Annotated in this window: 14 protein-coding genes and 2 pseudogenes; 4 read left to right on the forward strand and 12 right to left on the reverse strand. The window is 67.2% G+C overall.

What is annotated here, in order from left to right:
- Window positions 1–293: 293 nt before the first annotated feature.
- From ACYVGD_RS11265 to ACYVGD_RS11320, 12 genes and pseudogenes are all read right to left on the reverse strand, one after another.
- The gene (locus ACYVGD_RS11265; protein WP_460743724.1) at window positions 294–713 is read right to left on the reverse strand and encodes a cytidine deaminase; all 420 of its coding nucleotides are present in this window, start codon (window positions 711–713) and stop codon (window positions 294–296) included.
- Window positions 714–724: 11 nt separating this feature from the next.
- Entirely contained in the window at window positions 725–2023 is a 1299-nt protein-coding gene (locus tag ACYVGD_RS11270; protein WP_460743725.1) for an ABC transporter permease, read from the reverse strand.
- A complete protein-coding gene (locus ACYVGD_RS11275) occupies window positions 2020–3180 on the reverse strand; it encodes an ABC transporter permease (protein WP_460743727.1) in 1161 nt (386 codons plus the stop codon). The genes ACYVGD_RS11270 and ACYVGD_RS11275 overlap by 4 nt, the downstream gene beginning before the upstream one ends.
- The gene (locus tag ACYVGD_RS11280; protein ID WP_460743729.1) at window positions 3177–4736 is read right to left on the reverse strand and encodes an ABC transporter ATP-binding protein; all 1560 of its coding nucleotides are present in this window, start codon (window positions 4734–4736) and stop codon (window positions 3177–3179) included. The genes ACYVGD_RS11275 and ACYVGD_RS11280 overlap by 4 nt, the downstream gene beginning before the upstream one ends.
- A gap of 109 nt (window positions 4737–4845) precedes the next feature.
- Entirely contained in the window at window positions 4846–5961 is a 1116-nt protein-coding gene (locus ACYVGD_RS11285) for a BMP family lipoprotein (RefSeq protein ID WP_460743730.1), read from the reverse strand.
- Between the two features lie 107 nt (window positions 5962–6068).
- Window positions 6069–6815, reverse strand: a complete 747-nt coding sequence (locus ACYVGD_RS11290) for a helical backbone metal receptor (RefSeq protein ID WP_460743731.1) — start codon at window positions 6813–6815, stop codon at window positions 6069–6071.
- Window positions 6816–6870: 55 nt separating this feature from the next.
- On the reverse strand, window positions 6871–7158 hold the full coding sequence (locus ACYVGD_RS11295) for an HU family DNA-binding protein (RefSeq protein WP_460743732.1): 288 nt from the start codon (window positions 7156–7158) through the stop codon (window positions 6871–6873).
- 236 nt (window positions 7159–7394) lie between these two features.
- The gene (locus ACYVGD_RS11300) at window positions 7395–8450 is read right to left on the reverse strand and encodes a TIGR02679 domain-containing protein (protein ID WP_460743733.1); all 1056 of its coding nucleotides are present in this window, start codon (window positions 8448–8450) and stop codon (window positions 7395–7397) included.
- A 47-nt stretch (window positions 8451–8497) separates the two neighbouring features.
- Entirely contained in the window at window positions 8498–12658 is a 4161-nt protein-coding gene (locus tag ACYVGD_RS11305; RefSeq protein WP_460743734.1) for a TIGR02680 family protein, read from the reverse strand.
- Window positions 12655–13824, reverse strand: coding sequence for a DUF2398 family protein (locus ACYVGD_RS11310; RefSeq protein WP_460743735.1), 1170 nt, complete (start codon window positions 13822–13824; stop codon window positions 12655–12657). The genes ACYVGD_RS11305 and ACYVGD_RS11310 overlap by 4 nt, the downstream gene beginning before the upstream one ends.
- Window positions 13821–15506: a DUF2397 domain-containing protein gene (locus ACYVGD_RS11315; RefSeq protein ID WP_460743736.1), complete on the reverse strand. Its 1686-nt coding sequence runs from the start codon at window positions 15504–15506 to the stop codon at window positions 13821–13823. Before ACYVGD_RS11315 ends, ACYVGD_RS11310 begins: the two co-directional genes overlap by 4 nt.
- Before the next feature lie 227 nt (window positions 15507–15733).
- Window positions 15734–15853 (reverse strand): annotated as a pseudogene (locus tag ACYVGD_RS11320) (integrase core domain-containing protein); the annotation flags it as partial.
- Window positions 15854–15901: 48 nt separating this feature from the next.
- Here ACYVGD_RS11320 and ACYVGD_RS11325 point away from each other — a divergent pair.
- The 4 genes and pseudogenes from ACYVGD_RS11325 to ACYVGD_RS11340 all read left to right on the forward strand — a co-directional run bounded on the left by ACYVGD_RS11325 (window position 15902) and on the right by ACYVGD_RS11340 (window position 20063).
- The gene (locus ACYVGD_RS11325; RefSeq protein WP_460743748.1) at window positions 15902–16573 is read left to right on the forward strand and encodes a recombinase zinc ribbon domain-containing protein; all 672 of its coding nucleotides are present in this window, start codon (window positions 15902–15904) and stop codon (window positions 16571–16573) included.
- 76 nt (window positions 16574–16649) lie between these two features.
- A pseudogene (locus ACYVGD_RS11330) lies at window positions 16650–17882 on the forward strand (IS256 family transposase); the annotation flags it as partial.
- Window positions 17883–18402: 520 nt separating this feature from the next.
- Window positions 18403–19560, forward strand: coding sequence for an ImmA/IrrE family metallo-endopeptidase (locus ACYVGD_RS11335; protein ID WP_460743737.1), 1158 nt, complete (start codon window positions 18403–18405; stop codon window positions 19558–19560).
- Window positions 19560–20063 (forward strand): DUF4411 family protein, encoded by a 504-nt coding sequence (locus ACYVGD_RS11340; protein WP_460743738.1) that lies wholly within the window; start codon window positions 19560–19562, stop codon window positions 20061–20063. Before ACYVGD_RS11335 ends, ACYVGD_RS11340 begins: the two co-directional genes overlap by 1 nt.
- The last annotated feature ends 372 nt before the right edge of the window (window positions 20064–20435 follow it).

The following is a 20435-nucleotide window of genomic DNA, read 5'->3' on the forward strand; positions in this document are numbered from 1 at the left end:
CCGGGCAGCGGAGTCGGCCAGAACAGCTGCAGCCTCGCTCCGGTGGGCGTCGTGGCCGTGACGAAGTCCCCCACCAGCGACATCTCGACCACGTCGTGGGTCGAGCAGCCCAGCTCACGCACCCGGTCGCCATACGCGTGGACGTCGCCGACCACGAGATGGACGTCCCAGATGCACTCTGAGACCGGTGACTCGACTGCCGGGAAAGGCCGGCCACGCCGGTAGCCGCCGAACGGCGGGTCGGCGGTGTCGAAGTCGACGCTGCGGTCGATGCCTGGGGCGGAGCAGGCGGCTCAGGCCGTCGGCGAGCCGAGGACGCGCTCGAGGTCGTGGCTGCCGAACGCCTGCGGCAGCACCTCCTCCATCGTCCAAACGCCCTGAGGGGTGTCGACGAGCAGCTCCGGGCCACCGTTCTCCCACAGCAGCTGGCGACAACGGCCGCACGGCATCAGCGGGCCACCGGTGGCGTCCACGCACGCGAACGCGACCAAGCGTCCCCCGCCGCCGGAGTGGAGCGCCGACACCACACCGCATTCGGCGCACAGCGTCGCCCCGTACGCGGCGTTCTCGACGTTGCAGCCAACGACCACGCGGCCGTCGTCGACGAGCGCGGCGGCCCCCACGGGGAACCTCGACTGCGGGACGTACGCGTGCTGCGACACGTCGCGGGCGGCGTGACGCAGCGCCTCCCAGTCGACCTCGGATGCGTCCACGGGTCCTCCGATCAGGGCTTGGAGTAGGGCACGCCGTCTGCCGCGGGCGCGCGTACGCGTCCGACGAGACCGGCGACGGCGATGATCGTCGCCACGTAGGGCAGGAGCAGCAGGAACTGCGACGGCACGGGCGTCGACAGCGTCTGGAGCTGGGAGGCCATCTGGGTCACGAAGCCGAAGAACAGCGCCATGACCGTCGCCCACACCGGGTGCCAGCGGCCCATGATGAGCGCGGCGAGTGCGATGAAGCCGTTGCCGACGGTGAGCTCCTTCGAGAACGAGCCTGTCGAGCCGATCGTGAAGAACGCGCCGCCGAGACCGGCGAAGACGCCACCGGCCAGCACGGCGCCCCACCGGACCCGGCGCACGGAGATGCCGACGGTGTCGGCGGCCTCGGGGTGCTCGCCGACGGCGCGTACGCGCAGTCCCCACTTGGTGCGGTAGAGCAGGAACCAGACGACGAAGACCGACACGACGGCGAGGTACGCGAGGATCGTTTGCCGAAACAGGATGGCGCCGAAGAACGGGATCTTGCCCAGCACCGGGATCTCGAGGGCCTGCATGATCGGCGAGGAGTTGAACTGCGTCGAGTTCGGCTGCACGAGCTGGTCGAACAGGAAGCCCGTGAGGCCCGCGGCGAACAGGTTGATGACGACGCCGAGGACGACCTGGTCGACCAGGTACTTGATCGCGAACAGCGCGAGCATGGCGGCCATCAGCACGCCGGCGAGGACGGCGGCGACGAGCGCGATCGGGATCGACTTGGTGACAGAGCCGACGATGGCGGCGGCGAACGCCGCGGTCAGCAGCTGGCCCTCGATGGCGACGTTGACGACGCCGGACCGCTCGCACAGCACGCCGCACAGGGCGCCGAGGATCAGCGGGGTGGCGACCGAGAGCGTGCCGGCGAACTGGTTCGACACGGGGAACGGCAGGTCGCGGCCGGCGGCGGCCCAGGCCAGGAAGCCCAGGACGACGGCCACCCCGGCGACAGTGCCCGCGAGGGCCGGCGTACGCCCGCGCAGGCGCCCCGACAGGAGCGCCGCCCCGGCGGCCAGGCACAACAGCGCGCAGACCAGGACCGTCGGCAGGCCCGGCAGCGCCAGCGTCGGCAACTGGACCTCGTCGAACGCGTCGGACAACGCGAAGCGGGCGTCGCCGCGGGTCGACAGCGTCAGGAGCGCCAGCAGCGCCCCGACGACGAGGATCAGCACGGAGGTGGAGATGCGCTGCTGGCGCGCCTCACGCGACTCGATGTGGGTGGGCACCGTGGTCGGCGCGGTCTCGGTGGTCTCGACGTTCGTGCTCACGACAGGGCTCCTGCCTTGGCCGCACCGGCGACCGGACGCTGCTTGCGGCCCTTGAGCCACGGGACGAGGGTACGCACCAGACCGGGGGCCGCCACGAAGAGCACGATGAGGGCCTGGAGGACGGTGGTGAGGGTCAGCGGGGTGTCGGCGATGGACTGCATCGCCAGACCGCCGGCGTGGAGGGCACCGAACAACAGCCCGGCGAGCACCGTGCCGAACGGGCGCGATCGGCCGAGCAGGGCGACGGTGATGGCGTCGAAGCCCACCGAGCCGACGAGGCCCGCCGACAGCGGGACGGGCGTGCCGAGGATCGACGGGCCCAGCGCGTACTGGACACCGGCCAAGCCGGCGAGCGCGCCCGCGATGGTCATGGTGATGATCGTGGTGCGGGCGACCGACATGCCAGCGGTGCCGGCGGCGTGCGGGTTGGCGCCGACGGCCTTGATCGCGAAGCCGGTGGTCGAGCGGTCGAGCAGCCACCACACGAACGCGGCGGCGAGCAGCGCGAGCACGAAGCCGAGGTGGAGGCGCGTGCCCTCCAGGCGCGGCATGGTCGCGTTCCAGTCGACAACGGGCGAGATCGGGTCGGCGCGGCCGGGGCGCTGGAACGCCTTGGTGGTGAGCAGCCAGGCGAGCATGCCCGAGGCGATGTAGTTCAGCATGATGGTCACGATGACCTCGTGGGCGCCAGCCTTGGCCTTGAGCCAGCCGACGACGCCGCCCCACACGGCACCACCGAAGATGCCGAAGGCGACCGCGGCGAGCAGGTGGAGGCCGGGCGGAAGGTGCCAAGCGAAGCCGGCGTACGCGGCGAGCACCGCACCCCAGATGGCCTGACCCTGGCCGCCGATGTTGAACAGGCCGGCACGGAACGCGAGCCCGACGCCGAGTCCGGCGCAGATCAGCGGCGCGGCCTGGGCGGTGGTCTCGGTCAGCGGGCCGACGCCGCCGAGCGCGCCCATGAACAGCGCCGAGTAGGCCTTCGAGACCTTGTCCCACGACGCGCCGAGCGCGTCACCGGGGGCGTACATCAGATAGGCCCACTTCGAGATCACCTCGGCGTCCGAGACGATCATCAGGACCGCTCCCACCAAGAAGGCGAGGACGAACGCGACGGCGGTGGTCACGATCTCGCCCCAGGGCAACGACTTCTTCATCGGAGATCCTCCCCGTTGGCCGGGTTCGTGGAGTCCTGCCCGGTCTGGGCGAGGGCCTCGTCGACGGGTACGCCGGCCATCATGAGACCGAGCGCCTCGCGGGACGTGCCGGGCGGGACGATGCCGACGACCTTGCCGCGATACATGACGGCGATGCGGTCGGCCAGGGCGTCGACCTCGTCGAGCTCGGTCGACACGATGACGACGGCGGTGCCGCGGTCGCGCTCCTGCACGATGCGCTTGTGGAGGAACTCGATGGCGCCGACGTCGACACCGCGGGTGGGCTGGCTCGCCACGAGCAGCGCCAGGGGGCGCGACAGCTCGCGGGCGAGGACGACCTTCTGCTGGTTGCCGCCCGACAGCGAGCCCACCGGGGTGTTCGGGGACTGCGTACGGATGTCGAACTCCTCGATGCGGTGCTCGGCGTTGGACTGCATCTTGTCCAGGTCGAGCGCGAGGCCGCGGGCGTACGGGGCCTTGTCGAAGGTGTTCAGGACGAGGTTCTCGGCGACGCTGAAGGTGCTGACGAAGCCGTCGCGCTTGCGGTCCTCGGGGACGAAGCCGATGCCGGCGTCGAGGGTGGCCTTCGGGCCGAGACGGGCGACGTCGGCGCCGTCGAGGCGGATCGAGCCGGAGGCGACGGGGGTGGTGCCGAGCAGCGCCTCGGCGAGCTCGGTCTGGCCGTTGCCCTGCACGCCCGCGACGCCGAGGATCTCTCCCCCGCGGACCTCGAACGACACGTCGTCGACGACGACGGAGCCGGCCGGGTTGAGGACGGTGAGCTCCTCGACGGCCAGGCGCACGTCGCCCGTCTTCGGCTCGGGCTTGTCGACCTTCAGCGACACGGCGCGGCCGACCATCAGCTCGGCGAGCTTCGGCTCGGGGTCGGTGGGCTCGGCGGTGCCGACGATCTTCCCGCGGCGGATCACGGTGATGCGGTCGGCGACCTCGCGCACCTCGCGGAGCTTGTGGGTGATGAACACGATGGCGCGGCCCTCGTCGCGCAGGGAGCGCATGACGGCCATCAGCTCGTCGATCTCCTGCGGGGTGAGCACGGCCGTCGGCTCATCGAAGATGAGGTATTTCGCGTCGTTGGCGAGCGCCTTGATGATCTCGACGCGCTGCTGGACGCCGACGGGAAGGTCCTCGACGACCGCGTCGGGGTCGATGTCGAATCGATAGGACTCGGCGAGCTCACGGACCAAGCGCCGGGCGGCACCCATGTCGAGCGTGCCCATCGGGCCCTGCTCTCGGCCCAGGGCGATGTTCTCGGCGACGGTGAAGGGCTCGACCAGCATGAAGTGCTGGTGAACCATCCCGATGCCGGCGGCCATGGCCTGCTTGGGGTTGGTGAAGGTGTGCGGCTCGCCGTCGACCTCGATGACGCCCTCCTCGGGCTGCAGCAGCCCGTAAAGCACGTTCATCAGCGTCGACTTGCCGGCGCCGTTCTCACCGAGCAGGCAGTGGATCTCGCCCGGGCTGATCGTCAGGTCGATGGAGTCGTTGGCCACGAAGTCGCCGAAGCGCTTCGTGATGCCCACAAGGTTCAGTGACACGACAGGGATCCTTGCACATCGTCGTGGGGGTTCAGGAGCCGTGGTCGGACCACGGTGAAACGCGCCGAGGAGGCCACCGCAGATGCAGGTGGCCTCCCCGGGCAGATGATCACTTGGGCGCGGAGGCCGATTCGATCTTGATGGTGCCGGACTGGATGTCCTTGCCGACCTGCTCGAGCTCCGACTTCGTCGCGGCGTCGATCTTGCCGTCGAAGTTGTGGAACGGCGCCAAGAAGGTGCCCTTGTTGGCGAGCGTGCCGACGTACGGCTCGTTGGAGAACGTCTTGTCCTTGGCGGCCTTGATGGCCTCCAGCACGGCGATGTCCATGGCCTTCTCGACCGAGGTCATGATCGACGAGCAGTAGTTCTGCGCCGAGACGCAGCCGTCGGTGTCGACCCAGATGGCCGTTGCCTTGCCGCCGGAGGCCTGGGCGGCCTGGAGGCCACCCTCACCCGACGGGCCGGCGACCGGGAAGATCACGTCGGCGCCCTGGGACATCAGGTTCGTCGCGGTCTGCTTGCCGCCCTGGACGTTGTCGAAGGGCTTGTCGCCCGGGACGAACTGGCCGTCCTGCTTCTCGGCATCCCAGCCGAGCACCTGGACCTGCTTGCCCTTCTTCTCGTTGTAGTACTTCACGCCCTGCGCGAAGCCGTCCATGAAGATCGTCACCGAAGGGATCTTCATGCCGCCGAAGGTGCCGACCTTGCCGGTCTTCGACTGCGAGGCGGCGAGATAACCGGCCTGGAACGACGACTCCGCCGTGTTGAACGTCAGCGGCTTGAGGTTCTTGATCTCGTCGGCGCCCTTGGGGTTGTCGTCGACGATGGCGAACTGGATGTTCGGGTTGGCCTTGGCGGCGGCCATGGTGGCGTCCGAGAGCAGGAAGCCGACGGTGACGATCACGTTGCACTTGGCGTCGACCATCGACTGGATGTTCTTGGCGAAGTCGGCGGTCGAGGACGACTCGACCTGGCCGGTCTCGATGCCGAACTGGGACTTCGCGTCCGTGAGGCCCTTGTAAGAGGTCTGGTTGAACGACTTGTCGTCGAAACCGCCGGCGTCGGAGACCATGCAGGCCTTGAAGCCGCCGCTGGACGAGGAGCCGCCCGACGAGCTCGCCTGCGGAGACGACGTCTCGCTGGGCGGCTTGGCACAGCCGGAGATGGTCAGGGCTGCGGCGCTGAGCAGCGCCGGGGCGATGAGAAGGGACTTGCGAACGCTCACTGCTGCCTCCTGGGCACTCTTTCGAACCGGTGTGTGAACCGAACTGAAGCGTAACCTTCTGATCACCTTCCCGTCGCCCGGAGAGGGGGTCCTCGGCAGGTTCGCGATCAAGTCGTGACCAGAGCGTGGCCGAGGCGTGACCGAGCCTCCACCAGCGACGGCCCGTACCAGGTGAGCAGGCGCCCGTCGACGTGGCGTACGCGCCTCGTGGGAAAGGCCTCCGGGCCGTCCTCGGGCGTGAAACGGTAGGGCTCGTCGGGCAGCACGACCACGTCCGGGTCTAGCGCGGCGATCTCCTCGGGGGTGGTGTGCGGGTAGCGCTCGCCGGGCGCGAGGACGCGTACGCCGAGGCGGGCGAGCAGGTCGGCGGTGAAGGTGCGCTCCCCCACCACCATCCACGGGTCGCGCCAGATCGGGACGACCGCGGTCAGGTCGAGCTCCGGGGCGCGAGCCCACACAGCGCGGGCCTCGGCGAGCCAGCCCGGCTCCGGCGCACGCAGCAGCGCGCTCAGGCCCGCCAGCTCGTCGAACGCCTCGTCGAGGGTGTCGATGACGGTGACGTGGACGCGTACGCCGCGCTCCCGCAGGCGCTCCACGTCGAGGCGGCGGTTCTCCTCGCGATTGGCGACGACGAGATCGGGTTCGAGGGCGATGATGGCGTCGAGGTCGGGGTTCTTCGTGCCGCGTACGCGGGTGACGTCGAGGTCGGCCGGGTGGGTGCACCAGTCGGTGGCGCCGACGAGCACGCCGGGTGCGGTCGCGGCGACGGCCTCGGTCAGCGAGGGGACCAGGGACACGACCCGGTTCACCTCGGGGAGGTCCGGGGCCGGGTCACTAGCATGAGACGAATCCACCGGACCAGCCTGTCACGCGGGTCCGGTGGAGTCGGAGGTGTGCTGGGTCAGCAGGTCACTTCTTCTTGGCGCCGGCGACGGCGTTCTTGAACTGGGTCGCCGGCTTGAAGCCCGGGACGGAGGTCGCGGCGATCTTGATCTCCTCGCCGGTCTGCGGGTTGCGGCCGGTGCGGGCCGAACGCTCGCGCTTCTCGAAGGTGCCCAGGTCGGGGATGCGGACGGAGTCGCCCTTGGCGACAGACTTCGTGATGGCCTCGATGAGAGCGCCGAGGGCCTTGTCGGCGTCGGCCTGAGAGATGTCGGCCTCGGCGGCCATGGCCTCCAGCAGTTCCTTCTTGGTCATTGTTGATCCTTTGCACTAGGCGTTTGGTGCTCTCCACAGTAGCCACAGACCCGCGCCCCGCTTTGGGTTTGGGGTGCGACACGCCGCGATGTGGGACGTTTATCGGCCTATCTCGGGCCGATCACGACGGTTTCGCGCCGGTCGCGGATCACGGGCCGAAAACGCCTCAACAGGTGTTGGATCGCCTGTTGAGGAGTCTTCCGCCTGTCGTCAGGGCGTCAGCGGCGGCGTCGATCTCATCCCAGGTCGGACAACAGCTCGGCCAACACCTCCTCTTCGTAGCGGAGGGTGGTGCTGTCCATCCGCCACCGCCGCGCCCCCCGCAGACGGAGCAGACTCTCGACGATACGTCGCCCCACGGTGTCCTCGTCCGCGTGGACGTGAAGTGTGGCCTGCGCGCAGATCACGCGCAGCAGCTCGATTGCTGCATGGCTGGGGACACCGAACGTGCACACCAGTGGCCGCGAACCATCCCCATGGCGATCGGCAGCCGCTTCGACGATCGAAGGATTCTCACAGACGAAGACGTCCTCCACCCCCGGCCCGAGCCGCAGTCCGCCCCTCAATGAGCGCAAGGTTAGCCACACCGGTTCGCCCCGCAGACCCACAAGGGTCGCGGCGGGGGCGGCTCCGACCAGCGGGAGGTTCAGCACGAGCACCTGGGTCGACACCTCATCACACACGACACCTCGTGTCGCCCACGCAGCCCGCCACGCCTCGGCATCCTCGACCGGGTCCTGCCATACCGCCACTCCGTCATCGCCTACCTCACAGGCGGTCCCCGACAGGAACCGAGCTACCGCACGCCCCAGTGGGCGTGACCGGTCAAGCGCATGAGCATCGCGAAACAGTCGAGCGGCCAGCACCGGGAGGCGTTCGTTCTCCGCTGTCATCGCTGTCACGACTTCACGCACAGCGTACGCCCGGCCGAGCACGTCTGAGCCGGTCAGGCACCGCGCCGCCACCACGTCAGGAACGTTGGGGTCGAGCTGGCGGAGGATGCCTCGTGCCTCTGCAAGCTCGGCCTCCTTCTCTGCTCGCTGCCCCGACCGCTCCGAAGGTAGATCGCGCAGCGGCCCGTCGAGCGTCTCGAGCAGTTCTTCGAGCTCTGCCCCGTGGTGGGCTAACCCCGCACGTAGCCGAGACACCACCACCGGGCCGTCACCTTCGGCCCAGGCCGCGTCCAACATCGCCCCGACTTGACGACGTTCAGTCCGGGTCAGAGGTATGTCGATGCGCGTCCGCGACCCGCATCGGCGCTGTTCGATCCTGCGCCGGATCTCGGCGAGCACCTGGGTCGGTCCTGGCTTCCGTGCCCACTGCTCCAGGAATGGGGGAATCACAGCAGACTGTCCTGCCCGAGTGGTGCGGTTGCCGCATCGTCGAGCCAGGACAGCGGAAGGTCGATGGTCTGCAAAGTCGATCCCGCCCACAGCTCGGCCACCAAATCGGCTCCAGGTTCCGGAGCCGTGGCCCGCACCACCTGATAGATCGCGGCGGCCGGCACCGCCTCGACGTTCACCAGGCGTCCAGGCCCGGCGAGGAGGACATCGAGGTCGAACCGCTGCAACAGGCTAATCACCATTGACCGGTTGGCCGCGTCAAGCCCGTCGAACGCCTCGTCGAGCCACAAAGGCCGCGGGGCATGGGGCAGGCGTCGGTACTGGGCGGCAAGCGCCGCCACCAGAGGCAGCATCAGCATCACCGCGCGTGCCCCACCCGAGAGTTCGGCGTATCGGCGGGTGGTCAGCGGCCCCCAGCGCCCCTTCGCGACACGGCTCTCGAGGTTCACCTCATACCACGTCCGGTAATCGAGGTGGGCGGCAAGCGAGTCCCGCCAGTCGGAGCGGCCTTCGTCGTCGGCTGCTCGCTTGGCCTCGTCCACCTTCTCCTTGAGGAAGGTACGCACGGACGCAGCCACCTCGGGATCCACCAGGCTCGGCCCGGAAACCGCTTCCAGGATGGGCGCATGAACACCTGGTTCCAGGCGGATACGCAAGGTCGTGCCATCAGTGCCTGTGGGGTGGTCCTGGAGCACAGTGTTGATGTCGTCGACGAGCTTCTGCGCCTGCCCGATCTGCTCGCGCAGGTGCTCCAGGAACGTCGAACCCAACAGCCGGTCGAGCGTCTCCCGGACGGACTCCCCGTACTGCCCTTCCAGCTCGCGGCACACCTCAAGCAGATGGTCGCCTGCCTGCAGCAGCGGGAGGGTCAACCCGTTGGAGTTCACCATCACTTCGACGGTCGGAACGGGCTCGGTGGGCGTCACTTGGATGCTCCGGCCCCCTTGTTCGAGTACGCCGCGGACGTCGCGCGCCGACGTGTCGATCCCACTGCGAAGGCGGTTCACCGTGCGGGCGTTCTGCTGAACTCCCGCACGAGCCTGGTCACGCTGAGTGCTGTCGACCCACCCTTTGGGATGAAGCCGGCGCCGCAACTCGGCTGCCTGGGCCCGGACATGGTCGACGGCCGCTGACCCAGCGTCCGGGAGTTCGAGCTCGAGGCTCTCGGCCACGCCGAGATCCAAGAGTTCGCGTAGCCCTTGGTGGGCAAAGCCACGTTCTTCGGTTGCTTCCTCGCGGCGGCGCTCGACCTCGGCCAGCTTACTCTCGGCGCTGCCACGGCGGGCCACGACCGCAGTAACTTGCTTGACCAGTGTCTCCAGCTCGCTTTCGGTGGTACGCACCAGACCCTGCAGTTCCGACAACTTGTCAATGGTCTGCTGGTCATCGGCGTTGATCGACGCGCGCAGCGCCGCCAGGCGGGCACGGGCGGTCTGAAGGTCACGGTCGTCCTTGTCGCGCGCGACGCGTTGTTCTTCGGCGTCACGACCACGCTGGTCCGCCTCCTCGGCGGCGCGTTGCAACCGAAGAGAGGATCGTTCTGCGTCGGACCGGCGGTTCCGCCAGAGAGCCAACGCCGAGCGGGTGTCGACGAGCGCTCGACGTACTTCATCCAAGGACTCATCATCAGTGGGCAGGCGGTGTTCGGCGGCCGTCCGACGCAGCTCGGCCCGGCGGCTATCGGCCAGGGCGTGGTTCTGTCGGGCCAGCTCAGCGGCACGGCCCGCGGCTGCAGCAGCGGCCTCGGCGTGACTGTCGTTTGCCTGACACTGGGACAAGGCATTGCGCAGAGCATCGTCGGTTGGCGCCTGTGCGAAGAGCTCCTCGAGTTCCCGCAGCGCCCTCTCCTTCTCTGAGCGCACGTCCTGGAGTTCAGCCTGCCGTTGCTCAACCTCAGCCAACCGCGCCCGCAACTCCGCCAAGCGACGCTGCCGTTGTGCCTCGCGGGCGGCCTCCCCTAACCACTCGGCCTGGTCGTGCAGCGGCGCCGCCCGACCGGTCACATGTTGGGCCCGCCAGCGGCCGTCCAATGCGACGGCGACGCCACCCTCGGGGAGTCGCTCCTCGACGGCGCACAGCCGCACCGACGCGAGCACATCCGCCACCAGTGAGGTGTGTTCCCGCGCGCCCTCGTCCACGACCAGGACCTCCGCGAGTGAACGGGTGGGGCGCTCCTCACCGGCACGGACGAAGGTGTCCAACCCAGACTGCTCGTCGGCGCCCACCCATGCGTCCAACAGCCCGCTGGCAGCCAAGGCGGCCTCCAACTGGGCCACCTGTGCGGCCGACACATGGTCGGCGGGGTTGACCATGGCCCAGAAGGGCGCACCGGCGGCCCCGACACGGTCGCGTCGACGCCATAGCGCCGGGGGTTTCGGTTCCACTGCGGGCCTGCCGGTCAGGTGCTCGATCTGCTGGGCCAGGGCCACGTATTCGGCCGCGGCAGCTTGGACGGCTGCCTCGATTTGGGCAACGGCCGCAGTCAGCGCCTGTTCCTTGGGCTGCCACGCGTCGCGGCGGATCGCGTCAATCAGGCGCGGCGTCTCAAGGCCGCCCACGGTGCTCGGCAGGCCCCCTTCCCAGGCACTCTGGAACGGTTCGGCGTACGTCGGCGCCCACTTCCGCAGCGCGGAGATCACACGCTCGCGCTCTGCGGCGGCCCACTGCCAGGATTTCTCGGCGACATCGCGTGCCTGCTCGGCCTGCTCGTGCAACGCGTCTGCCGTACGATCACTCGCCTCGGCCTGCTGCGCTGCTTTCTCGGCCACCCGGCGCGACCTGTCCACCTGGCGCACCACGGCATCACGCTCATCGCTCGCCTGCTGCAGGTGGTCGCCGTCTATGGGAAGAGACGGTTCGAGCCCAGCTCGACGAGCCGAGGCGCACACCTCGTCCTCCTTGCTGCACAGCTCTTGTTTGGCGCGCTCGTGTTCCTCCTGCGCCAGCTGATGGGCACGCTCGGACTGGGCGAAACGCGACCGTGCCTGGTCGGCGGCGCGTGCACTGCGCTCGGCCACGATGCGGGCGTTGTCGGTCTGGACCTCCTGGTTGTGCAGGTTGACGGCCCGGGCGCTCGCCTCTCGGTAGGCGGCCGACTCTCGCCACGACTCCGCCTGGGCCCTGCTCTCGGCGAGGTGCGTACGCAAGCGCTCCCGCTGCGCCTCCAATTCGGCTTCGCTGGTTTTGCTCTGCTCCAACTCCGCCTGGGCCCGTCGTTCCTCACGCGTGACCGCGTCCAGCGCGGTCTGCCGAGCCGCCACCTCGTCAGCTCTCCACCGCAACGCGGCTGCCGCCCAAGGTTGCCACTTGTCCCTTCGAAACCCGGCGACCTCAGCGGCCGCTGTCTTCGCCCTGTCGAGGTCGGCATGCAACTGGTCGAGCTGGTCCCATCCGCGCGCCAGCTCCTCCACCTCAGACCGGCTGAGCTCGGGCAGCGCATCACGCAGGTGGTTGGTGACGAAGTCGACTTTCAGTTGCGCACCGAGCTTAGGTTGGCGGGTGACTTTGAGCAACCGACCGATGCTCTCCAACTGGGCCACGCTCCCGCCCAACAGACGCGACGCGACGTACTGCCGGTAAGCCGAGGCGTTGGGATGTGCCTCGAAGCCGGCAGCAGTGATGTCCTTGGCGTGGCGCACGGCGCGGCCCTCGGTCAGGATGAGGCCTTCGCGTACTCGGCTGCCGACGCTGGTACACCAGGTCAGGCGGGTACTGGAGCTCCCCGTCCGAGCCGCGGCGTGCAGGAGAGTCGTGAAAAACTCGGGTCTGCCCTCGTGCGCGCGCCCATACTCCACCCACAGCCAGCCGTGGAACAGCGAGGCCTCACTCTGGCGCCGGTCGGATTCGCCGCTGGGGCGCACGTAATAGGCGAACTGTTTGCCCGAGCGCCCCAAGGTGTCGATCTTGTCGCTGGCGGTATCTGCCAGCCACGGAATCAGGGTGGTCAGCGCCATCAGTGACGACTTGCCGGTCTCGTTGCGTCCCATGAACTGGGCCCAGCCGTGGGCGTACCAGTACTCGACCGCTTCGAACTCCCACAGGTTGACCACGCCTGCTCGCAGCGGCTGCCAGCGCTCCCTCGTGGGGTTGGGCAGCCCGCCGTTTGCCAACGACTCGCGCCACTCTTGCAAGGCTACGTCGGGAGTGGGTTCACTCATCGCTCCTCCGATCCGAACAGGTCAGCGGGCGGAGCGCCGGGGGCGCTGTCAAGAACAGCGTCACGGTAGCGGCCCGCCAGAGGCAGGAGAGTCCAGGCGTGTGATCGCGCGTCGACTCTCAGCAGGCCAAGATCGACGAGCCTGCGTGCGACTTGGGTGGCCAACACCTCGGATGATTCGCGGAGCTCCGCGGTGAGCCGACTGCCTGCCTCAGCATGCAGCTCCATGGCGTGGCGGTCGACAAGCTCAGCGTCGATAGTACGGAAGCTGCCCTCAGCGTGAGCCGAAAGACGATCGAGCATCCCGAGCACAGCCCAGTCCAGTGCGGTGGAGGTCGGGAAGTCGATCACCAAGCTCTTTGGGAGCGAACGATCAGGCGACAGCGACAGGATCACGGCGTCGGCACGATGCTCAACCGAGCCACCGGTCATTTCCTCGGCAAGACCGGCCAGCCGCGTACGCTGCCCTCCGTGGTCGAGGTAGGCACGATCTTCCTCCGAGAGTTCATCGGGGTAGAGCGCCTGTGTTTCAACCAGCCGACGCAACAGCCGCGGTCCTCGTTCGCCGATTTCAGCCGGAGCAGGGTTGAGGGCCAGGTCGACGTCACCGGTGTCGATCACGAGAACCAAGGCTTCCCGATGTACCAGGTAGCCGGCCCCGATTCCTGCGCCTGTGCGCTCCCACCCCTCGCGAAGCTGCTCATCGGTACGGACCTCGAGCACGCCTTGGCTGCACAGGAGCTCCACCGCCCGCAACAAGAGAGCGCGGTGGCGCCGGATGTTCGGGTCATAGGGCCAGCCCGATCGACCAGCAGCGCTTAGCCGCACCACGTCCGAGACTTCTTGCAGCGTGATCGAGTCTTCCCGGTGTTCGTCGAGGCAGACAGCGGCGTACAGCGCCAACAGTAGGACGGCCCGGTCAGGTGGCGTGCGATGCCCCGCAATGGTCTCGTCGCCAACAGGTATGCGCCGTAGCCGGTAGCACTGGTCGAGATGCGCCAACTGGTAGCCCATGCGCTTGCACCAGGTCTCGAGCGTGCGGGCATGGCGGTGCACCAGGGCGTACGCCTCGGCGTCGCCCCAAGGCGTGACGATGGGGTTCGCGAGCAGGCTCAGAAAAGCGCGCTGTTTGTCGGCGTCCTCCGCGCGTGCCATCGACACAGTCATGCAGTGAACTCCACGACTGCGTCGGGCACGACGAGTCGTCCAGTAGGCACATGCAGCACGGCTGACCCCTCGCACGCAGTCAAGCGCAACAGCCATCGGCCATCGGCACTGGTTGCTTCGAGCACCTCGGTGCCCGGCCGATAGCGCCTCGCCTCGGTCAACAGGTCCAGCAGAACGGCCGCCTCGTCGTCATCGAGAGGCTCCCACTCGCTGAACGGAGTGCCGCTGCGAGAAGCCAACGAAGTCGCGGCACGCTCCAGATTCGCTTGTTCGCGCTGAGCCCGGCGGCGTGCCTCCGCCCGTGCCTTCCGTCGGTCGACGATGTTGGGGGCACGCCCGGCCGTGGACCGCAACCCCTGCGTACGCAGTCGGCGGGCGATGGGGACAGGATCGGCTTCCCAGGTCGACAGGCGGTGCCCGAGGCTCATCTCGGGGGCGAGGTCTGTGACATGACGAGCTGAGTGCAGGCCCGTCGCTCGACACCAGAGACGCCAGGCGTCCTCGTCGGTGTCGACAGACTCGAGGGCGTCCGCCAGCCGCAGAAGATCGGCTTTCCGCGACACCGTTCCGCCGACGGCCAGCAGAGCCCGGTGGCTCTTCAACACCGGAGCCACCGCATCACGGATCTGGCGTCGGAGCCGCGTGGCCTGCGGGTTGGCGCCGGTGAACCAGGCACCCAGCACGTCGAGATCGCGACGCATCTCGTCGGCGGCCGCGTCGATCAGTGGGTCTGCAGCCGACGTCCCCAAGCGGGTCAGCGCCATGGCCCGCCACTGTGCTTCGGGCACCTCGCGCAGTCGCGGGAGGTGGGCTCCGATGGGCCCCGACCACGCGTCCACGCCGGCACCCCACATCTCGGCGTAGGTGAGGATGGTCTCCAGCAGGCGGGTGACCTTTTCCTCGGAGGGCGAGCCGCCCAAGGCCACGGCCAGTGCGTTTTGCCAGTCGGTTGCGGCCTCGCTCATCGCCTGCACGGTGGTCTGCACCTGCGCGAACTCCCGGCTCGCGGTGGCCTGGTCGCCCTCGCCGAGTGCTGCGACAGTCGCCTGCAGCCGATCCCGCAATGTGATCGGGGCCAGCAGGACCGCGGTCGAGGTGGCGCCCATCTCAGCCTCGATGGCATGTACGGCGGAGTTCAGCTGGTAGCCGGCCTCGCTGAGCTGGTAGCGGTGGCGGTTGCGGAGGAAGTCCTCCTGGGTTTCGGCACGGTCCTGCCAGGCGGAGCAGGTGCCCCACTCGACGAGTTGGTCCATGCGTGAGCGCAGGGAAAGTTCGTCGAGCAGACCGGCTGCCTCGTTCTCAGGCAATTCGTCGCGGATGAGGCCCTGCAAAGTGTCGAAGCCGACACCGGTCAAGGTGACGTCCCGCTGACGCTGGAGGATGTCCACGATGAGTCGGTACTGCTTCGCCAGGGGACCGACCAGGTAACTGGCGGGCGTGACCTGACCAGGCAACAGCACCGATGCCCAAGCGTTGGTCTCATTCATGTCAGCCTCCCCTCGCTGAGAATAGCCGTGGAGGAGGAACCCGCCAGATGGTGGTGTTGTTGACCAGACGGCCGCACCCCTGCCCGTCGGTGCGCACCTGATCCTCGTCGGCGAGTGGGCTTCTGTCATTTGATGATCGAGGTCGCCCCGCTCAAGCCTGGGTTGAGGGGATCCTCTCCGTTCGAGCGTCGACATTCGCGAGCCCGGTGAGCCGACAGGACAAACCACGTGGATCGGGGATGACCCAGGCGATGGCGACAAGGATCAGCAGCGGCGCGAGGAGCCCCCAAGGGATGCCCACCTAGAGAAGGGTCGGTGCGCCGGCTTGGATGCTGGCGGCGCGCAGTAGACAGCGCACGCGTGACGGGCGTGCCGCCACGGGACGCAGGTAGACGGTGCGCTGCCCTAGATGTGATGTCCAGTCAGGTGATGGGCGGTTGCTTCCCGATTGCGGAGTGGGGCCGGTGGTGGTTGTAGGTGTGGATCCAGCCAGGGAGTGCGGCCAGGCGGTCGGTGTCTGAGGGGTAGAACTTCTTGAATGCGGGCGTGGCGAACGACCCCAGAAGTACGACCACTACCTCAAAGGCACCCTGTACTGCGCCTGCGGAGCCAAGCTCATGATCGAACGCCCCCGCGACAAGACCGGGGACCGCTACGAGTACTTCACCTGCTCCGGGCGACGCCGCAAGACCACCAACTGCACTCGCTCCGCGATCCTCGCCGAAGCCGAGATCGAACGCACCTACCAGCGCAACTCCCTGAGCCCAACCCAAGCTGAGCACGTCCGGAAAGTGCTCAACGACGTGTTCGACCAGCTCGAAGGATCCAGCGAGGACGAGCGCAAGCTCCTGATTGCCCAGCGCGACAAGCTCGAAGCCGAACGCCTCAAGCTCGTCCAGGCCCACTACGCCGACGCGATCCCCCTCGACCTCCTCAAGAGCGAGCAAGACCGCATCCGCGCCAGCCTCGACCAGATCAGCACACGGCTCGACAACCTCACCGACACCTACGCCGAGGCCCGAACGGGCTTGGACCGGCTCACCGAACTCCTGGTCGACCTCGACGACCTCTACAACAAGTGCGACCCAGCCGAACGACGCATCCTCAACCGCGCCCTGTTCACCCGCATCACCATCGACGACGAAGAGAACGCCACCTACACACCCGAGCAGACCACCGCCAGCGTCCTTGCCCACACCAGCATCGACGCCCCGGCGCACGTCACCGCAGAAACAAAACTGCCCCGGGGACTGTCTGAATAATGGTGTGTGAGGGTCCGGCCTGATCCGAAAGGAGATGGCCGTGGCTGACACGACCACTGTCGTTGTTGACGACGAGATGATTGATCCCGTGACCGGGGAGATCATCGATCAGAAGGAACTCGTAGAACGCTTGCTCGCGCAGGCGAAGGAGCAGGGCGTGAGCTTGACGGGGCCGGGCGGCCTGCTCAGCCAGCTCACGAAGAACGTCCTCGAGACCGCGCTGAATGCCGAGTTGACCGAGCACCTCGGCCACGAGCACGGCGGGACCCCAATCGGCGAGAACATGCGTAACGGGACGCGGGTCAAGACGGTGCTCACCGAGATCGGGCCCGTCGAGATCGAGGTGCCCAGAGACCGTGACGGCTCGTTCGAACCGGTGATCGTCCCGAAGAGGAAGCGCCGGCTGGACGGGGTCGATCAGATCGTGCTCTCGTTGACCGCGCGGGGGCTGACCACGGGTGAGATCGCCGCGCACTTCGACGAGGTCTATGGGGCGAAGGTCTCCAAGGACACGATCAGCCGGATCACCGAGAAGGTCACCGGGGAACTCGCCGAATGGTCGAGCAGGCCGCTGGATCCGCTCTACCCGGTGATCTTCGTCGACGCGATCGTCGTGAAGGTCCGTGACGGGCAGGTGAGGAACACCCCGTTCTATGTCGTGATGGGCGTCACCGTGAACGGGGAACGCGACATCCTCGGCATCTGGGCCGGTGATGGTCAGGAGGGTGCGAGGTTCTGGCTGCAGGTGTTCACCGAGCTGAAGAACCGGGGCGTCGAGGACGTGCTCATCGCGGTCTGTGACGGGCTGAAGGGTCTCCCGGAGGCGATCAACACGACTTGGGAGCAAACGGTGGTCCAGCAGTGCATCGTCCACCTGATCCGCAACAGCTTCCGCTACGCCGGGCGGCAACACCGCGACGCGATCGTCCGTTCCCTCAAACCTGTCTACACGGCCCCGTCGGAGCAAGCGGCAAAGGATCGGTTCGAGGAGTTCGCCGCCGAGTGGGGCGAGAGGTACCCGGCGATCGTGCATCTCTGGCGCAGTTCCTGGGCGGAGTTCGTGCCGTTCCTGGAGTACGACGTCGAGATCCGGCGGGTGATCTGCACCACCAACGCGATCGAGTCGATCAACGCCCGGTACAGGCGGGCCGTCCGGGCGCGCGGGCACTTCCCGAATGAGGCCGCCGCGATCAAGTGCCTGTATCTGGTCACGCGATCGCTTGACCCCACAGGTGGGGGCCGGGCACGCTGGGTGATGAGGTGGAAGCCCGCGCTGAACGCGTTCGCGATCACCTTCGCCGGACGGTTCGAGAAAACCACCCCACGAATGAAAACCGCCGGATCCCACACACCGTTTACCGGACAGACCCCTGCCCCGCCATCAGGCGGGGCAAGTTTCGATTTTCTCATCTTACGTGGACGCCGTTGGACTCAGCCCGAACACGTGGGAGCGGCTGGAGAGGCTGAGTTCCGCGTGGGAAGAGGCGAGACGGGTCGGCACGAGCGAAGAACCGCCGGTGGCCGAGCCAGGTCCTGGGGTCGTAGCGACCCCTACGAGACGGTCTCGAGCACCCCTGACGGAAAGGGAAGTGGACGCTATCCGAACGGCAAAGGCAACCGGCGAAAGCACCATGTCAATCGCCAAGCGGTTCGGGATCCATCGGGTGACAGTGTGGGAGCACACGAAGCGGTGACCAGCGCAAGTCACGGGCAACTGCTGTCAGCGAACCATTCCCAGAGCGGCTCGTCGGCGATGCCCTTGTCTGTCCTGCTACGTAGACTGTCACTCAGAGTTGCATCTCGACTGGAGCTTGAATGGAGGTGACGGGATGACTGTTCGCGTTGAGGTCGCCCCCGATCTACTCCAGTGGGCAGTCGAACGAGCGGGGTGGGACGAGGCGACTGTCGAACGTCGTGCGCCCAAACTCGATGGGTGGGTCTCTGGTGCCCAGCGTCCAACGCTGAAGCAGTTGGAGAAGTTCGCCAGCGATACTCATACCCCTTTCGGGCTGTTGTTCCTCTCTGAACCGCCAGTGGAAGACGTGCCTATCCCAGACATGCGCACGATCGGGAACGTCGCGGTCCCGCGGCCGTCTGCTGACCTGTTGGAGACGATCTACCTGTGCCAGACCCGCCAGGACTGGTACCGGACCTATGTGCAAGAGAACGGCGTGGGCGAACCTGAGTTTGTCGGCTCCGCAACGACCGAGACGCCGCCGGTGCTTGTCGCGGACCAGATGCGCGACTTGCTTGGCTTCGATCTGACCGAACGGAGCACCTTCTCCAGCTGGGAGGACGCTTTACGACGTCTGATCGACCGCATCGAGAACATAGGCGTCTTGGTGATGATCAATGGCGTCGTTGGCGCGAACACTCATCGTAAACTCAACCCTGAAGAGTTCCGAGGGTTCGCACTATCCGACCCGCTCGTACCGCTGATCTTCGTCAACGGCGCTGACACCAAGGCCGCACAGATCTTCACCATGATCCACGAACTGGCTCACGTATGGCTGGGAGCAAGCGCACTGTCCGATGCGGCCATGACCGCTAACCACGGGGTGACCGAGGAACTGTGGTGCAACCAAGTCGCCGCCGAAGTGCTAGTCCCGCTGACCACACTACTCAGCGACTACCGCGGAGAAGCGAACATCGAGGAGTTGGAGCGCCTGGCTAAGAAATACCGAGTCAGCACCCTAGTGGTACTCAAACGCATCTTCGACGCTCGGCTCCTAACCTGGGAGGACTATCGAGAGCGCTATGAGAACGAGCGGGACCGCGTGATCAGCATCCTCGCGGCGAGGCGCAGCGAGAACTCCGGTGGCAACTACTACTACACGCAGCCGATTCGACTTAGCCGTCAGTTCGCCCAGGCCGTGATCGCCAGCGCCCTCGAAGGGTCCACCACCTACCGGGACGCCTACCGCTTGCTCGGCACCAAGAAACACGCAACCTTCGAGAACCTGGCCGCCGAGTTGGGGGTCGCCTGATGTATCTGATCGACGCCAACGTGCTCATCGAGGCCAAGAACCGTTACTACGCCTTCGACATCGCCCCTGGATTCTGGGCCTGGCTCGATCGGGCCCACCGACAATCCGTGGCCTGCAGCATCGACGCGGTCCGCGACGAGCTCCTTGACGGTAACGACGAGCTCGCCACCTGGGCACATGCTAACGCCGCATTCTTCCGAACCATCGATCAAGGCACTACACAACACTTCGGCGACCTCACCGCTTGGGCGACCTCACGAAGCTTCACCCCAGCAGCGCTAGCCGAATTCACCGGCACCAATGCCGACTATCTCCTTGTCGCCTACGCTCGCGAGCACCAGCACACGGTGGTCACCCACGAACGCTCCCAACCCAACGCCCGAGCCAGGGTGTTGATCCCTGACGCTTGCCTGGCTATGGGCGTCGGCACGACCGACACCTTCCAGATGCTCCGCCAGACCGGAGCCCGGCTCGACCTCAGTGCGGGCGCATCCACACCGTGACTGATACGCCCATCGCTGGTAGAACATCTTGGACATGGAGCAGCTGAGCAAAGGGGCGAGTTCGCTCCTCCTTCAGTGCGTACACCTGTGACCGCTGCCTGTCGCCTATGCTGAGCGTGGCCTTCTTACACCCCCTACGTTCCGGTCGGGGGGTGAGGTCGGTGTGCGTGTGGATGCGTAGTGCGGTGATGAACCTCGGTAGAGGGTGTCACGGGCGAGGAAGTCGTGGTGGGTTCCTGCGTCTCGTACATGACCGTTTTCGAGGACGATGATTTGGTCGGCGTCGAGCACCGTGGATAGGCGGTGTGGGCTGACCCCGTTTCGTAGGTCCGGTCGTTATGCGAGTCGTCCTGTTGCCCGCGGTGGCGGGCA

The organism is Mariniluteicoccus endophyticus (assembly GCF_054780035.1).

Coding starts and splice junctions, on each gene's coding strand:
- ACYVGD_RS11275 (WP_460743727.1), bottom strand. CDS start 3,180: ATGAAGAAGTCGTTGCCCTGGGGCGAGATCGTGACCACCGCCGTCGCG.
- ACYVGD_RS11295 (WP_460743732.1), bottom strand. CDS start 7,158: ATGACCAAGAAGGAACTGCTGGAGGCCATGGCCGCCGAGGCCGACATC.
- ACYVGD_RS11305 (WP_460743734.1), bottom strand. CDS start 12,658: ATGAGTGAACCCACTCCCGACGTAGCCTTGCAAGAGTGGCGCGAGTCG.
- ACYVGD_RS11310 (WP_460743735.1), bottom strand. CDS start 13,824: ATGACTGTGTCGATGGCACGCGCGGAGGACGCCGACAAACAGCGCGCT.
- ACYVGD_RS11315 (WP_460743736.1), bottom strand. CDS start 15,506: ATGTCGACGCTCGAACGGAGAGGATCCCCTCAACCCAGGCTTGAGCGG.
- ACYVGD_RS11335 (WP_460743737.1), top strand. CDS start 18,403: ATGACTGTTCGCGTTGAGGTCGCCCCCGATCTACTCCAGTGGGCAGTC.
- ACYVGD_RS11340 (WP_460743738.1), top strand. CDS start 19,560: ATGTATCTGATCGACGCCAACGTGCTCATCGAGGCCAAGAACCGTTAC.